The 12625-nt window shown below is 70.9% G+C and carries 12 protein-coding genes; 7 read left to right on the top strand and 5 right to left on the bottom strand.

The window, feature by feature from the left end:
- Positions 1-58: 58 nt before the first annotated feature.
- Entirely contained in the window at positions 59-892 is an 834-nt protein-coding gene (locus tag ACZ5ON_RS10285; protein ID WP_465588510.1) for a DUF5324 family protein, read from the bottom strand.
- 305 nt (positions 893-1197) lie between these two features.
- On the opposite strand from ACZ5ON_RS10285, the gene ACZ5ON_RS10280 reads away from it, so the two are divergent.
- Positions 1198-2091: a rhomboid family intramembrane serine protease gene (locus ACZ5ON_RS10280; protein WP_465588506.1), complete on the top strand. Its 894-nt coding sequence runs from the start codon at positions 1198-1200 to the stop codon at positions 2089-2091.
- A 308-nt stretch (positions 2092-2399) separates the two neighbouring features.
- Here ACZ5ON_RS10280 and crgA read toward each other — a convergent pair whose 3' ends face one another.
- Positions 2400-2648: a cell division protein CrgA gene (crgA, locus tag ACZ5ON_RS10275; RefSeq protein WP_465588501.1), complete on the bottom strand. Its 249-nt coding sequence runs from the start codon at positions 2646-2648 to the stop codon at positions 2400-2402.
- A gap of 215 nt (positions 2649-2863) precedes the next feature.
- Between crgA and ACZ5ON_RS10270 the strand changes: the two genes are divergently transcribed.
- The 6 genes from ACZ5ON_RS10270 to ACZ5ON_RS10245 all read left to right on the top strand — a co-directional run bounded on the left by ACZ5ON_RS10270 (position 2864) and on the right by ACZ5ON_RS10245 (position 7310).
- Positions 2864-3613 carry a DUF881 domain-containing protein gene (locus ACZ5ON_RS10270; RefSeq protein WP_465588702.1) on the top strand — a complete coding sequence of 250 codons (750 nt, stop codon included), beginning with the start codon at positions 2864-2866 and terminating at the stop codon, positions 3611-3613.
- A gap of 123 nt (positions 3614-3736) precedes the next feature.
- Positions 3737-3907 carry a hypothetical protein gene (locus ACZ5ON_RS10265; protein ID WP_344638999.1) on the top strand — a complete coding sequence of 57 codons (171 nt, stop codon included), beginning with the start codon at positions 3737-3739 and terminating at the stop codon, positions 3905-3907.
- A gap of 66 nt (positions 3908-3973) precedes the next feature.
- Positions 3974-4636: an aminodeoxychorismate/anthranilate synthase component II gene (locus ACZ5ON_RS10260; RefSeq protein ID WP_465588496.1), complete on the top strand. Its 663-nt coding sequence runs from the start codon at positions 3974-3976 to the stop codon at positions 4634-4636.
- A gap of 4 nt (positions 4637-4640) precedes the next feature.
- A complete protein-coding gene (locus ACZ5ON_RS10255; protein WP_465588490.1) occupies positions 4641-5621 on the top strand; it encodes a class E sortase in 981 nt (326 codons plus the stop codon).
- A 204-nt stretch (positions 5622-5825) separates the two neighbouring features.
- Positions 5826-6512 carry a class E sortase gene (locus tag ACZ5ON_RS10250; protein ID WP_465588487.1) on the top strand — a complete coding sequence of 229 codons (687 nt, stop codon included), beginning with the start codon at positions 5826-5828 and terminating at the stop codon, positions 6510-6512.
- Positions 6513-6641: 129 nt separating this feature from the next.
- Positions 6642-7310 carry a hypothetical protein gene (locus ACZ5ON_RS10245; protein WP_465588484.1) on the top strand — a complete coding sequence of 223 codons (669 nt, stop codon included), beginning with the start codon at positions 6642-6644 and terminating at the stop codon, positions 7308-7310.
- Between the two features lie 55 nt (positions 7311-7365).
- On the opposite strand, the gene pknB is transcribed toward ACZ5ON_RS10245, so the two are convergent.
- The 3 genes from pknB to ACZ5ON_RS10230 all read right to left on the bottom strand — a co-directional run bounded on the left by pknB (position 7366) and on the right by ACZ5ON_RS10230 (position 12596).
- Entirely contained in the window at positions 7366-9411 is a 2046-nt protein-coding gene (gene pknB / locus ACZ5ON_RS10240; protein WP_465588481.1) for a Stk1 family PASTA domain-containing Ser/Thr kinase, read from the bottom strand.
- Positions 9412-9667: 256 nt separating this feature from the next.
- Positions 9668-11131: a peptidoglycan D,D-transpeptidase FtsI family protein gene (locus ACZ5ON_RS10235; RefSeq protein ID WP_465588478.1), complete on the bottom strand. Its 1464-nt coding sequence runs from the start codon at positions 11129-11131 to the stop codon at positions 9668-9670.
- A 76-nt stretch (positions 11132-11207) separates the two neighbouring features.
- The gene (locus ACZ5ON_RS10230; protein ID WP_465588698.1) at positions 11208-12596 is read right to left on the bottom strand and encodes an FtsW/RodA/SpoVE family cell cycle protein; all 1389 of its coding nucleotides are present in this window, start codon (positions 12594-12596) and stop codon (positions 11208-11210) included.
- Positions 12597-12625: the final 29 nt, after the last annotated feature.

The following is a 12625-nucleotide window of genomic DNA, read 5'->3' as shown; positions in this document are numbered from 1 at the left end:
CGGGGTCGGCGGGTGATTCGCAGGGGTTCCGCGTCGGGGTGGTGCGGGGGCGGTGCGGTCAGTGCGGTTTGCGCGGGTCGTGCGGCTTGGGCCGGTCGTCGGGGGCGGGCTCGCCGGGCGTCGGGCCGGGCTTGGGCGTCGGGTCGGTGGGTTGGCCGTCGGGCTGGTCGGTGGCCTGCTCCCGCGGGCCCGAGCCGTTGAGCTGGGGTTCGGCCGCCGGCGCGCCGGCGGTGCTGCCGGGGGGTTCGACCAGCCACTCCGGGCTGCTCTGGCGGCGCCACCACTGCCAGGCGACCACGCCGGCGCCGATCGCCAGGCTGCCCGCGACGGCGAGGCCGGTGGTCCAGCCGCGTCGGCACCGGGCGCTGCGCCTGGCGTTCCTGGCGGCGATCTCGGCGATCTCGGCGGAGCTGACGTTGCCGTGCAGGGCGGCCAGGGCGGCAGCGCCGCGGTGCTGTGCCTCCTGGGCGGCCGGGACGATGGTGGCGCGGGCGCCGTCGATGGCGTCGGAGACCCGGGGGGCGACGTTCGTCCTGGCGGCGTCGGCGGCCTTGCCGGCGGAATGGCGGGCGGCCAGGGCGGCCTCCTGGGCCCGGTGGACGGCCTTCAGGGCGTTCTGCTGGGCCTGCGGCGGCAGCGCGGAGAACGCCTGTTCCAGCTGCGGGGCGACGTGCTTGGTGTAGTGGGCGCGGGCGGCCTTGGTGGCGTGTGCGGCCTGGGTCCTGGCCTGGGTACCGGCCGAGCTGACCTTGGGGCCAAGCGTCTCCAGCGCGGGGCCGAGCCGGTGCTTGGCCTCGTCGGCGTAGTGCAGGGCGGTCACCTTGGCGGTGGTGGCATAGGGCGCCAATGTGTCCCTGGTCCGGCCGGCCGTCTCACGAGCTGAGTGGGTCACGAGCTTCTCCTCCTGGGTGGCGTCCTTTATGCACATTTCCACCTGATTTGAGATCATGCATTGGGTTTTGTCCCTCTGGCACGCCGGATTGGGCCGTACGCGGGTCACGGCCGGTCACGAGCGGGTGCCGGCATCGAGCCGGTGGTGCTCCTCCGCCCCCGGGGCCAACCGGTGACGGCGCCCGCCGGTGCCCGACCGGCCGAAACGCTGGGAGGCGGGGTGCGCCGGCAGTAGCCTTGACGGTCCCGGCGGTACCCCGTTCTCGGCGGTGCCGCCGGGATCGCTCTTGAGGAGGGAAACCCCGGATGCTCCCGGACGAGTCGGCCCGACCACAGCCCGAGGCGGCCTCGGGTCTGTCCCGCTGCTATCGGCACCCCGAGCGGGAGACCGGCATCGCCTGCACCCGCTGCGGGCGCGCGATCTGCCCGGAGTGCATGGTGAGTGCCTCGGTGGGCTTCCACTGCCCGGACTGTGTGCGGGGCACCCGGCAGGAGGCCGTGCGGACGCAGGCCCGCACCCGCTTCGGCGGTGTGCACGCGCAGGACGGCGTGCTGATCACCAAGATCCTCATCGGGATCAACGCCGCGGTCTTCCTATTGACCGAGTACCTGCGCCCGGAGCTGAAGGAGACGCTCTCCCTGCACAGTCTGGTCCCGCCCTACTGGTTCCAGCCGTACGGCGTCGCGGCCGGGCCGGACCAGTGGTACCGGCTGGTGACCGCCGCCTTCGTGCACACCGGGCCGCTGCACCTGGCGATGAACATGGTCTCGCTCTGGGTGATCGGCCCCAACCTGGAGCGGACGCTGGGCCGGCTGCGCTTCACCGGCCTGTACGCCGTCTCGGGACTGGCGGGCAACGCCTTCGCGTACCTGGTCTCCGGGGGGAGCCTCTACTCGATGGGGGCCTCCGGGGCGATCTTCGGGCTGCTGGGAGCCACCGCGGTGCTGTTCCGGGTCACCAGGACGCCGCTGGCGCCGCTGATGGCGCTGCTGGTCTTCAACCTGGTGATCACCTTCTCGGTGCCGTACATCGACTGGCGCGCCCATGTCGGCGGCCTGGTGGCCGGGGCCGTCACCGGAGTGGGCCTGATGTACGCCCCTCGGGCGCACCGCGGCCTGGTACAGGGGTTGACGGTGGCCGGGATGCTCGGGCTCTGCGTGCTGCTCGTGGTGGTGGAGACGGCCCGGCTCGGGGTGTGAGCGGCGAGCGGCGCGGCAGTGGTGCGCCCCGTTGTCCACAGCGTGCACGGGGCTGTGCACAGCCCGTGTGGAGGGCTGGCTGGGGATATCGCTTCTACGCGCGTCCAGCTGTGTCTTTGTCGAGTCGCAGGGACGCTTTCCACTGGGTGTGGAGAAGAAGTTATCCACAGGCCGGGGTGACTTTTCCCCAGTGTGGATAACTGTGTGGATAAACGTACGGTGCGACGGTCCGGGCCGGGGCGAGCGCAGGCAGCAGCACCGCTCCGGGCCGGGGCTCGGAGCGGTGCGGGAAACAGGTCAAACAGGACTTACTTCCACTGGGTGGAGACGCCGAAGCCGGCGGCGATGAATCCGAAACCGGCCAGGATGTTCCAGTTGCCCCAGCTCTGGACGGGCCAGGTGCCGCTGGTCACGTAGTAGGTGACGATCCACACCAGGCCGATCAGGAACAGCGCCAGCATCAGCGGTGCGACCCAGCTGCGTCCGGAGCTGATCTTCACCGCGGCCGTGGTCGGCGGGGTGTAGTCGGACTTCTTGCGGAGTCGAGACTTCGGCACGAGGGGTTCTCCTGTCGATGCGCTGTGACCGCGCAGGGTGCAGCGGGGCGGGCGGCGGTGGCGACCGGTCTGTGCGGGGGAACGACCGGTCCGGACCTCCGCCAGACGAACCTGGGGACGTTCCGGACAGGGCACTCCGCACATGCCACCTGCGTCCGTTAGCGTAGTGGCTCGCCGGGTCTGAGGGAGATAAGGGTACGGTGCCGAATTTCACGATTCCCCGGGGTTCCGGCGCTGCTCGCCGCCCCGGCACCCGAATTGTCGGACGTGCCCTGACCTGCACTGTTTTCGCCCTGGCCGGTCTGCTCTTCTACATCAGCGCGGAGACCGCCCACGGCACCGATCTGCGCACCGACAACTCGCTGCTGCGCATGAGCGACGTGATACGCCAGCGCAGCGCCCAGAACCAGCAGCTCCAGGCGCAGCTGACCGATCTCCAGCACCGTGCCGACGCCCTCGCCAAGCAGCAAGCGGGCCCGTCCGACACGGGCCGTCTCGATCCGCTGCGCGGGGCCGCCGGGCTGGAGCCGCTGAAGGGCCCGGGTCTGGTCGTCACGCTCAACGACGCCCCACCGGACGCCACCGCCCGCATCCCGGGCGTCCCCGAGCCGGGGGTCAACGATCTGGTGATCCACCAGCAGGACATCCAGGCCGTGGTGAACGCGCTGTGGCGCGGGGGCGCGGAGGGCGTCCAGGTGATGGACCAGCGGCTGATCGCCACCAGTGCGGTCCGCTGCGTCGGCAACACCCTGCTGCTGCAGGGCCGGGTCTACTCGCCGCCGTACGTGATCAGGGCGGTCGGCCGCACCGAGGCGCTGCGGGCGGCGGTCAACGCCGATCCGGCGATCGGCAACTACCTCAAGTACGTCGCCGCGTACGGGCTCGGCTGGAAGGTGCAGGAGAGCACCGGGGTGACCCTGCCGGGGTACGCGGGCAGTGTCGATCTGCACTCGGCGGACGGTTAGCGGGCGAATGGCCCGGGCCGTCGGCGGGCGCCGGGGCGCGGAAGTGGACAAGTCCGGCGATGTGGCCTGCCCGGCAGGTGGTGCGGTCTAGTCTTGACACCGACCTGAACCCGAAGGAGCGGCATGTACGGCTGGATCTGGCGGCACCTGCCTGGGAACACCCTGGTCCGGTTGGTCCTCGCGGTGCTGCTCGTGCTCGGGGTGGTCTACGTCCTGTTCCAGTACGTCTTCCCGTGGGCCGAGCCGCTGCTGCCCTTCGGGAACGTCACGGTGGACCAAGGCGGAGCCGGCTGACCGGCCCCGCTCTCCCGCTCTTCCCCCTGCCGGCCGGCAGGATCGCACTTCAGGAGTAGCGCGCGTATGACCTCCGCCGGAAGTTCACCCCGGATCCTCGTGGTGGACAACTACGACAGCTTCGTCTTCAACCTCGTCCAGTACCTGTACCAGCTGGGCGCCACCTGCGAGGTGGTGCGCAACGACGAGGTGACGGTCGAGCACGCGGTGCGCCGTGACGGCGAGCGGGGATTCGACGGGGTGCTGCTCTCCCCCGGGCCCGGGGCGCCGGAGGAGGCCGGGGTCTGCATCGAGATGGTGCGCCACTGCGCGTCGATCGGGCTGCCGGTCTTCGGGGTGTGCCTGGGCCTGCAGTCGATCGCGGTGGCGTACGGGGCGGTGGTCGGCCGGGCGCCGGAGCTGCTGCACGGCAAGGTCTCGCAGGTGACGCACGAGGACGGCGGGGTGTTCGCGGGGCTGCCCTCGCCGATGACCGCGACCAGGTACCACTCGCTCGCGGTGGAGCCGGTCACCGTTCCGGACCACCTGGTGGTCACCGCGCGAACCGACAGCGGCGTGATCATGGGGCTGCGGCACCGCGATCTCCTGGTCGAGGGCGTGCAGTTCCACCCGGAGTCGGTGCTCACCGAGGGCGGGCACCGGATGCTCGCCAACTGGCTGGCGGAGTGCGGCTTCCCGGAGGCGGTGCCCCGCTCGGCCGGGCTCGCCCCGGTGATCGGCCGGAGCTGACGGGGTGACGACACTGCGCCCGGAGGGGGGCGCGCAGACCGGGGCGGGACCGGGGCGGGACGCGGGTACGGGTGAGTGGGGCGTCTACGAGCCGGCCCGGGAGTCCGCCTGGCCCCCTGCTGAGCAGACACTGAAGCTGCGGCCGGTACCCGGGGAGGGCCCGGCCGGCCCGGACACCGCCGCGCCCGGTTCCCGGGCGGAGCGGCGCCGCGCGACGGGCCGTACGGCGGCCCGCTCGGGCGGCGGACGGCGCCGGGCCGTCGGCCGGCCGAGCGGGCCGAGGCCCAGGCCCAGGGAATCCAAGCGGGTGGTGCTCGGCCGGCTGGTCGGCGAAGTGTTCATCACCCTCGGCGCGGTGATGCTGCTCTTCGTCGCCTACCAGCTGTGGTGGACCAACGTGCAGGCGGACGCCTCCGCCGACGGCACCCGCAGCAAGCTGGAACAGCAGTGGAGCAAGCCGCAGCCCGCACCGACCCCGGGCGGTACGGACAAGCCCGCCGGGGCGTTCGAACCGGGCCAGGGCTTCGCGATCATCCACATCCCCAAGCTCGGCCTCACGTACCCGATCGCCGAGGGCACCGGGAAGCAGCAGGTGCTGGACAAGGGCCTGGTCGGGCACTACGTCGGCACCGCGATGCCCTCCGACAAGACCGGCAACTTCGCGGTCGCGGCGCACCGGACCACGCACGGCCAGCCGTTCCGGAAGATCGGGCAGCTGGTGCCGGGGGACAAGATCGTGGTGGAGACCGCGACCTCGTTCTACACGTACGAGGTGGCGGGCGGCATCCCGGAGACGCCGCCGTCCGACGTCTCGGTGCTCCAGCCGGTGCCGAAGGGGTCGCCGTTCACCCAACCGGGTCGTTACCTCACCATGACGACGTGCACACCCGAGTTCAGTGCCCGGGGAAGGCTGATCGTCTTTGGCAAGATGGTCGAGGAACGGCCGCGGAGCCAGGGGCAGCCTCCTGCGCTGACCGGCGGCTAGGCACCCGTACCCGAGGGGCGAGGCGGCGTGGACATCGTGCTGGACGGACCCTCAGGCCCCTCAGGACCCCCAGGACCCCCAGGACCCTCAGGACCCCCAGGACCCTCAGGACCCTCAGGCCCCTCAGGACCCCCAGGACCCCCAGGCCCCTCGGGGCCCTGTGGACCTTCACGGGCCACCCGGCGGCGCGGGTGGCGCCGTCAGGTGGGCGCGGTGGCGGGCGTGGCCGGAGAGCTGCTGATCACCGTCGGTCTGGTGCTGGCGCTGTTCGTCGGGTACTCGCTGTGGTGGACGGACGTGGTCGCCGACCGGCGGGCCGGGATGCAGGCGCAGCGGCTGCGCGGCAGTTGGTCCGCCCCGCCGGTGCCCAGCACCTCGGCGCAGGCGCCTCCCCCGCTGTACCGGGCCGGGGACGGGGTGGGCTTCCTGCACCTGCCCGCGCTCGGCCGGGACTACCAGGTGCTGATCCGGATGGGCACCGGCAGCGAGGTGCTCGACGAGGGCGTGGCCGGGGTCTACGAGGAGCCGTACCGGGCCGCGATGCCCTGGGAGGAGCAGGGGAACTTCGCCCTCGCCGCCCACCGGGACGGCCACGGCGCCAAGTTCCACGACCTCGACCGGCTCGCCGAGGGCGACCCGATCGTGGTCGAGACCAGGGACCGCTGGTACGTCTACCGGGTCGACGGCACGCTGCCGCAGACCTCGAAGTACGACACGGGCGTCATCGCCCCCGTCCCGGCCGGCTCCGGCTACACCGCTCCCGGCCGGTACATCACGCTGACCACCTGCACCCCGGTGTACACCTCCACGTACCGGATGGCGGTCTGGGGAAGTCTGGTGAGGGTGGATCAGGTGGACGCGGGGCGGACCCCGCCACCGGAGCTTCGCTGAGGCGTGTGGCAGGGGTGCGCGCGGGGTGCGCGCCTCGGCGCGCTCCTCCGCAGAGGTGACGCGGCGTCAACCGAGGTCGTTGGAAGTTCGGCAGAACAGGTGCCTGACGACGGGTTGAGGCGAGCGCCGATGAACCACGAAGCCGTACTTCTCGAATCCCGCACCATGCGCGGCAGCCTGGTGGAGCGCACCGAGGTGCTGGACAAGGTCCGGGCGCTGCGGTTGCTTCCGGACGGGGTGCATGTGACGCGGTCCATGGTGGCCGCCTACTTCGAGGTGGACGAGGAGGCCGTCCGGACCCTGGTCCGCCGCCACCGTGAGGAGTTGACGGACAGCGGCATGGCGCTGCTGAAGGGTGCTGACCTGCAGGATTTTCTAGGGGTCAATATGACCCCTAGAAAATCCCCGGGCCGCGGCCTGCTGGTCTTCCCCCGCCGGGCGGTGCTGAACGTGGCGATGCTGCTGCGGGACAGCGAGGTGGCGCGGCGGGTCCGCCGGCAGCTGCTCGACCTGGCCGAGGCCCCGGCCACCTGGCCGGAGGCGCTGGTCGCGGAGATCGCCGAGCGGGCGGCGGCGGGGGCGCGGGCGGAGCTGGCCGAGTTGCGCGGGGCTTACGCACGCCTGGTCCGCCGGCTGGAGACGGAGCAGGCGCTGGTGGCCGCGATGAGCGTCCGGCTCGCGGACACGGTGGGCGAGGTGCGCACCCTGGGCGGCCGGATGGACATGCTGTGCGCCCTGAGCGGCGCCCCCGGGCCTGGCAGGCGGCGGCACCCGGGGCCGGGCCCGGGCAGGCGGTAGCGGGGCAACGCGAAGGGGGCCGCGGTTGCGGCCCCCTTCGGTGTGCGTGCGGTGATCAGTGGGTCTGGCCCTGCCCCGGCGGGGTGGGGCTGTTGTTGCCCCGGGGGTCACCCGGCCTGGTCCAGAGCTGGACGGTGGTGCCCGGGTCGACCTGCCCGGTCGCCGGGTTGGCGTTCATCACGATGGCGTTCTCGTCCACCGGGCCCATGACCACCTGCGGGACCAGGCCCGCCTTCTGGAGGGCGTCGAAGGCCGCCTTGTAGGTCTTGCCCACCAGGATTGGGACGGGCACCTTGTCCGGGGTCTTGTAGACGGTCAGGGTGACCCTGGCACCCTGGGCCGCCTTGCTGTTACCCGGAGGGTCCTGGTCCGAGACGATGTTGACCTTGGAGGGGTCGGGGGCCGGTGCGTTCTTGATGGCGACCGTGAAGCCGGCGCTCTCCAGGGCCTGCCGGGCCGCGTCGACCTGCTGGCCGATCACGCTGGGGACGTTGGTCGGCTGCTTGCCCTGGGAGACGACCAGGTCCACCGAGGTGTTCGGAGCGGCGTTGCCGGTGACCGACTGGGAGATGACCTTGTCCTGGGCGACGCTGTCGTCGTTCTTGTAGGTCACGTTGCCGACCGTGAAGCCCGCCTTTTGCAGGGCGGCCTTGGCGTCGTCCTGGGACTTGCCGGTGACGTCCGGGACGGGGACGGCGGCCGGGCCGCTGGAGAGGTGCACCTTGATCGGGGTGTTCACGTCGACCTGGGTGCCGGCGGCCGGGTCCTGGGTGCAGACCTGGTCCTTCTGGATGTTGTTGTCCGGGCAGGCCACGGCGTCGGCCGCGGTCACCTGGAGCTTGGGGTTCGCCGCGGCCGCGGCGGCCTGGGCGTCCTTCAGTGACTTGCCGACCAGGTTGGGCGCGGCGACCTTGGAGCCCGAGGTGTTGTTCGACTGGGTCATGGCGTCGAGCACGAAGTAGGCGCCGACCAGCACCAGTACGGCCGCGATCCCCAGGATGATCCAGGAGGTGCTGCCCTTCTTCGACTGGTCCTGGCGCCGGCCGCCCGACTCGTAGCCGTCGTCGCCGTCCTGGTAGCCGTAGCCGGACTGCTGCCCGCCGACCGGGGCCATCATGGTGGTCGGTCCGGAGCCGCCCTGCTGCGGGAGCAGGTTGGTCTGGCCGTACGGGTCGTGCTGGGCCTGGAAGCCCTGCTGGTCGTAGCCGTAGCCGGGGGCGCCCATGCCGAAGGCGGCGGCCTGCTGGGCGGCGGCGACCGGGAGGCCGTCGAGGAAGCGCTCGATGTCGTCGCGCATCTCGTCGGCGCTCTGGTAGCGGTAGTCGCGCTCCTTGGCGAGGGCCTTGAGCACGATCGCGTCGATCTCGGGGCGGACCTCGGGGTCGTACGAGGACGGCGGCATGGCCTCCTCGCGGACGTGCTGGTAGGCCACGGCGACCGGCGAGTCGCCGATGAACGGCGGGCGCACGGTGAGCAGCTCGTAGAGCAGGCAGCCGGTGGAGTAGAGGTCGGACCGGGCGTCGACGGTCTCGCCCTTGGCCTGCTCGGGGGAGAGGTACTGGGCGGTGCCGATGACGGCGGAGGTCTGGGTCATCGTCATGCCGGCGTCACCCATGGCGCGGGCGATGCCGAAGTCCATGACCTTGACGTTGCCCTGGCGGGTGAGCATGACGTTGGCGGGCTTGATGTCGCGGTGGACGATGCCGGCCCGGTGGGAGTACTCCAGGGCCTGGAGGATGCCGATGGTCATCTCCAGGGCGCGCTCGGGCAGCAGGCGGCGGCCGGAGTGCAGCAGTTCGCGCAGGGTGGACCCCTCGACGTACTCCATCACGATGTACGGGATGGAGATGCCGTCGATGTAGTCCTCGCCGGTGTCGTAGACGGCGACGATGGCGGGGTGGTTCAGGGACGCCGCGGACTGGGCTTCGCGGCGGAAGCGGGCCTGGAACGACGGATCCCTGGCCATGTCGGCCCGGAGCGTCTTCACAGCGACGGAGCGGCCGAGTCGGGTGTCATGGGCGAGGTACACCTCGGCCATGCCGCCGCGCCCGAGGACGCCGCCGAGCTCGTACCTGCCGCCGAGGCGACGAGGCTCTTCCATAGTTCCGACCCTCTCCCTCACCTAGGTGGTGAGGATGTGACGTAGGTGTCCGCGCACGCTCTCTTGGACGCTGTCCGCCGTCGTGATGGTTCTGCGACGACGTGGGCGAGCGGCGGGCACACCCGCTGCTGCGGATACGCTACCGGTCCTGCCGGAACCTGCCGGGACAGGCGGCCGGCTGAGACCAGACCGGTATCGACCGGCCGCGTCCCATTGTGACAAGACTGCCACCCGTACAGCGGCCACTCTTCGGGTCCTACTTGTTGAGAGCGGCCTCCATCACCGACTTGGCGATGGGTGCGGCGATGCTGCCGCCGCTGATCTCGTTGCTGGAGGCGGCGCCGTCCTCGACCACCACGGCGACCGCGACCTGCTGGCCGTCGGAGGCCTTGGCGTAGGAGACGAACCAGGCGAACGGCAGGCCGGAGTTGTCCTGGCCGTGCTGGGCGGTGCCGGTCTTGCCGCCGACCGTGACGCCGTCGATCTGGGCCTTCTTGCCGGTGCCGTCCTTGACCACGCTCTCCATCAGCTGCTGCAGCTTCTGCGCGGTCTCGGGCTTCATCGGCTGGCTGAACTGGTGCTCGGAGTGCGTGGAGACGGCGGTGAGGTTGGCCGAGCGCTCCTCGCTGACCAGGTAGGGCTGCATCAGGGTGCCGTTGTTGGCGATCGCGGAGGCGACCATGGCCATCTGCAGCGGGGTGGCGCGGGTGTCGTGCTGGCCGATGGCGTCCATCGCGGTGCCGTCGGGGGTGGAGCTCTTGGGGTAGTAGCTGGCGGTGGCCCGGATCGGGATGTCGATCTTGTCGTTGTTGAAGCCGAACTTCTCGGCCTGGGCCCGCAGCTTGTCCCGGCCCAGATCGGCGCCGATCTTGCCGTAGACGGTGTTGCAGGAGACCGCCATCGCGTCGCGCAGGGTGGCGCCCTCGCAGGGCTCGTCTTCGCTGTCGTTCTTCAGCTCGGTCTTGGTGCCGGGCAGGATGTACGGCTTCGGGGTGTCGGTCTTGTCGTCGGGCCCCTGGAACATGCCGTTCTCGAACGCGGCGGTGGCCGTCACCAGCTTGAAGGTCGAGCCGGGCGGATAGGTCTCCTTCAGCGCCCGGTTGAGCATCGGCTTGTTCGGGTCGCTCTGGAGCGCGGTCCAGGCCTTGCCGTCGGTGGCGGGGTCGCCGCCGGCGAAGGTGGACGGGTCGTACGAGGGGGTGGAGACCAGGGCGAGGATCGCGCCGGTCTTCGGGTCCAGGGCGACGGCGGCGCCCTTCTTGTTGCCCAGGCCGTCGAAGGCGGCCTTCTGCGCCTTGGGGTTGATCGTGGTGACCACGTCGCCGCCCTGCTTCTGCTTGCCCGTGAGCATGTCGAGGGTGTTGCGGAAGAACAGGCGGGAGTCGGTGCCGGCCAGGATGCCGTCCTCCAGCTTCTCCAGCTGGCTGCTGTCGTAGGCCTGGGAGGAGTAGCCGGTGACCGGGGCGTACAGCGGACCGTCGATCCAGGCGCGCTTGTACTTGTAGCGCAGGCCGTTGACGAAGTCGGACTTGGTGACGGGCTGCCCGGCCACGATGATGTTGCCGCGCGGGTAGGCGTAGCGGTCGTACTTGTTGCGGTCGTTGTGGCTGTTGCTCGCCCAGGCGTCGGCCTGGACGCCCTGGACCCAGTTGGTGCGGACCATCAGGGCGAGGATCAGGACCAGACAGAAGACCGAGACCCGTCGGATGGGCTTGTTCACTGGGCTCCTCGCCTCCTTCGTGCGGTCACTGGGATTGATTCAACCGCATCTTTCTTTACGTCCGCTGTGGGGGTATTCACGACTGCGCGGCCTGGGTCGGTTCCGCCGAGGGTCGCCGGGCGCTGTCGCTTATCTTCAGCAGCAGGGCGAGCAGGGCCCAGTTGGCGACCACCGAGGACCCGCCCTGGGCGAGGAACGGCATGGTCATACCGGTGAGCGGGATCAGTCCGGTGACGCCGCCGGCGACCACGAACACCTGGAGTGCGAACGCCGAGGAGAGGCCGACGGCGAGCAGTTTGCCGAACGGGTCGCGGGCGGCGACGGCGGTGCGCAGGCCGCGCTGGACGACCAGGGCGTAGAGCAGGAAGAGCGCCATCATGCCGGTGAGGCCGAGTTCCTCGCCGAAGGATCCGAGGATGAAGTCGCTCTTGGCGGCGAACTGGATCAGCCAGGAGCGGCCCTGGCCGAGGCCGGTGCCGGTGACGCCGCCGGAGCCGAAGGCCATCAGGGTCTGGCCGATCTGCTCGGTGGAGCCCGGCGGGGGGTGCGGCGAGAAGGCCGCCATCGGGTCGAGCCAGGCGTCGATGCGGGTCTTCACATGTGGTTCGGAGGTGGCGACCAGGGCGGCGCCGCCGAAGGAGAGCAGCAGGCCGACCACGATCCAGCTGGTGCGTTCGGTGGCGACGTAGAGCATCACCACGAAGAGGCCGAAGAACAGGAAGGAGGTGCCGAGGTCGGTCTCGAAGACCAGGATCAGGATGGAGAGCAGCCAGACCACGATGATCGGGCCGAGGTCGCGTCCGCGTGGCAGGTACAGGCCCATGAAGCGGCGGCTGGCCAGGGCGAGGGCGTCGCGCTTGACCATCAGGTAGCCGGCGAAGAACACGGTGAGGATGATCTTGGCGAACTCGCCGGGCTGGATCGAGAAGCTGCCGATGCGGATCCAGATCTTGGCGCCGAAGTCCTCGGCGCGGGAGGGGAAGAAGGCGGGCGCGGCGAGCAGCACCAGGGCGACGGCCATCGAGATGTAGGTGTAGCGCTGCAGGATCCGGTGGTCCTTGAGCACCACGATCACGCCGATGAACAGGGCGACGCCGAGAGCGGACCACATCAGCTGGTTGGCCGCGGCGGGGAAGTTGCCGCGCAGCAGCTTGCCGGCCTTGTCGAGGCGCCAGATCATCACCAGGCCGAGCCCGTTGAGCAGGGTGCCCAGCGGCAGCAGCAGGGGGTCGGCGTACGGCGCGAAGCGGCGCATCGCCAGGTGTGCGACCAGCGCGAGCGCCCCCATCCCGACGCCGTACGCCAGCATGCCGGTGGGGAGCCGGTTGTCCATGGCGAGGCCGACGTTGGCGTAGGCGAAGATCGGCACCAGGACCGCGAAGGCCAGCAGGGCCAGTTCGGTGTTGCGCCGGTTGGGCGCGCCCTGTGGCGTGATGGTGGTGTTGGCACGGCGCCCGGGGCGCATGCCGGAGCGGGCGCTGGGGCGGTCGGCTC

The organism is Kitasatospora sp. NPDC032150 (genome assembly GCF_055579945.1).
The sequence above is the reverse complement of the archived record's forward strand: the minus strand, read 5'-3'. Positions and strand labels throughout refer to the sequence as shown.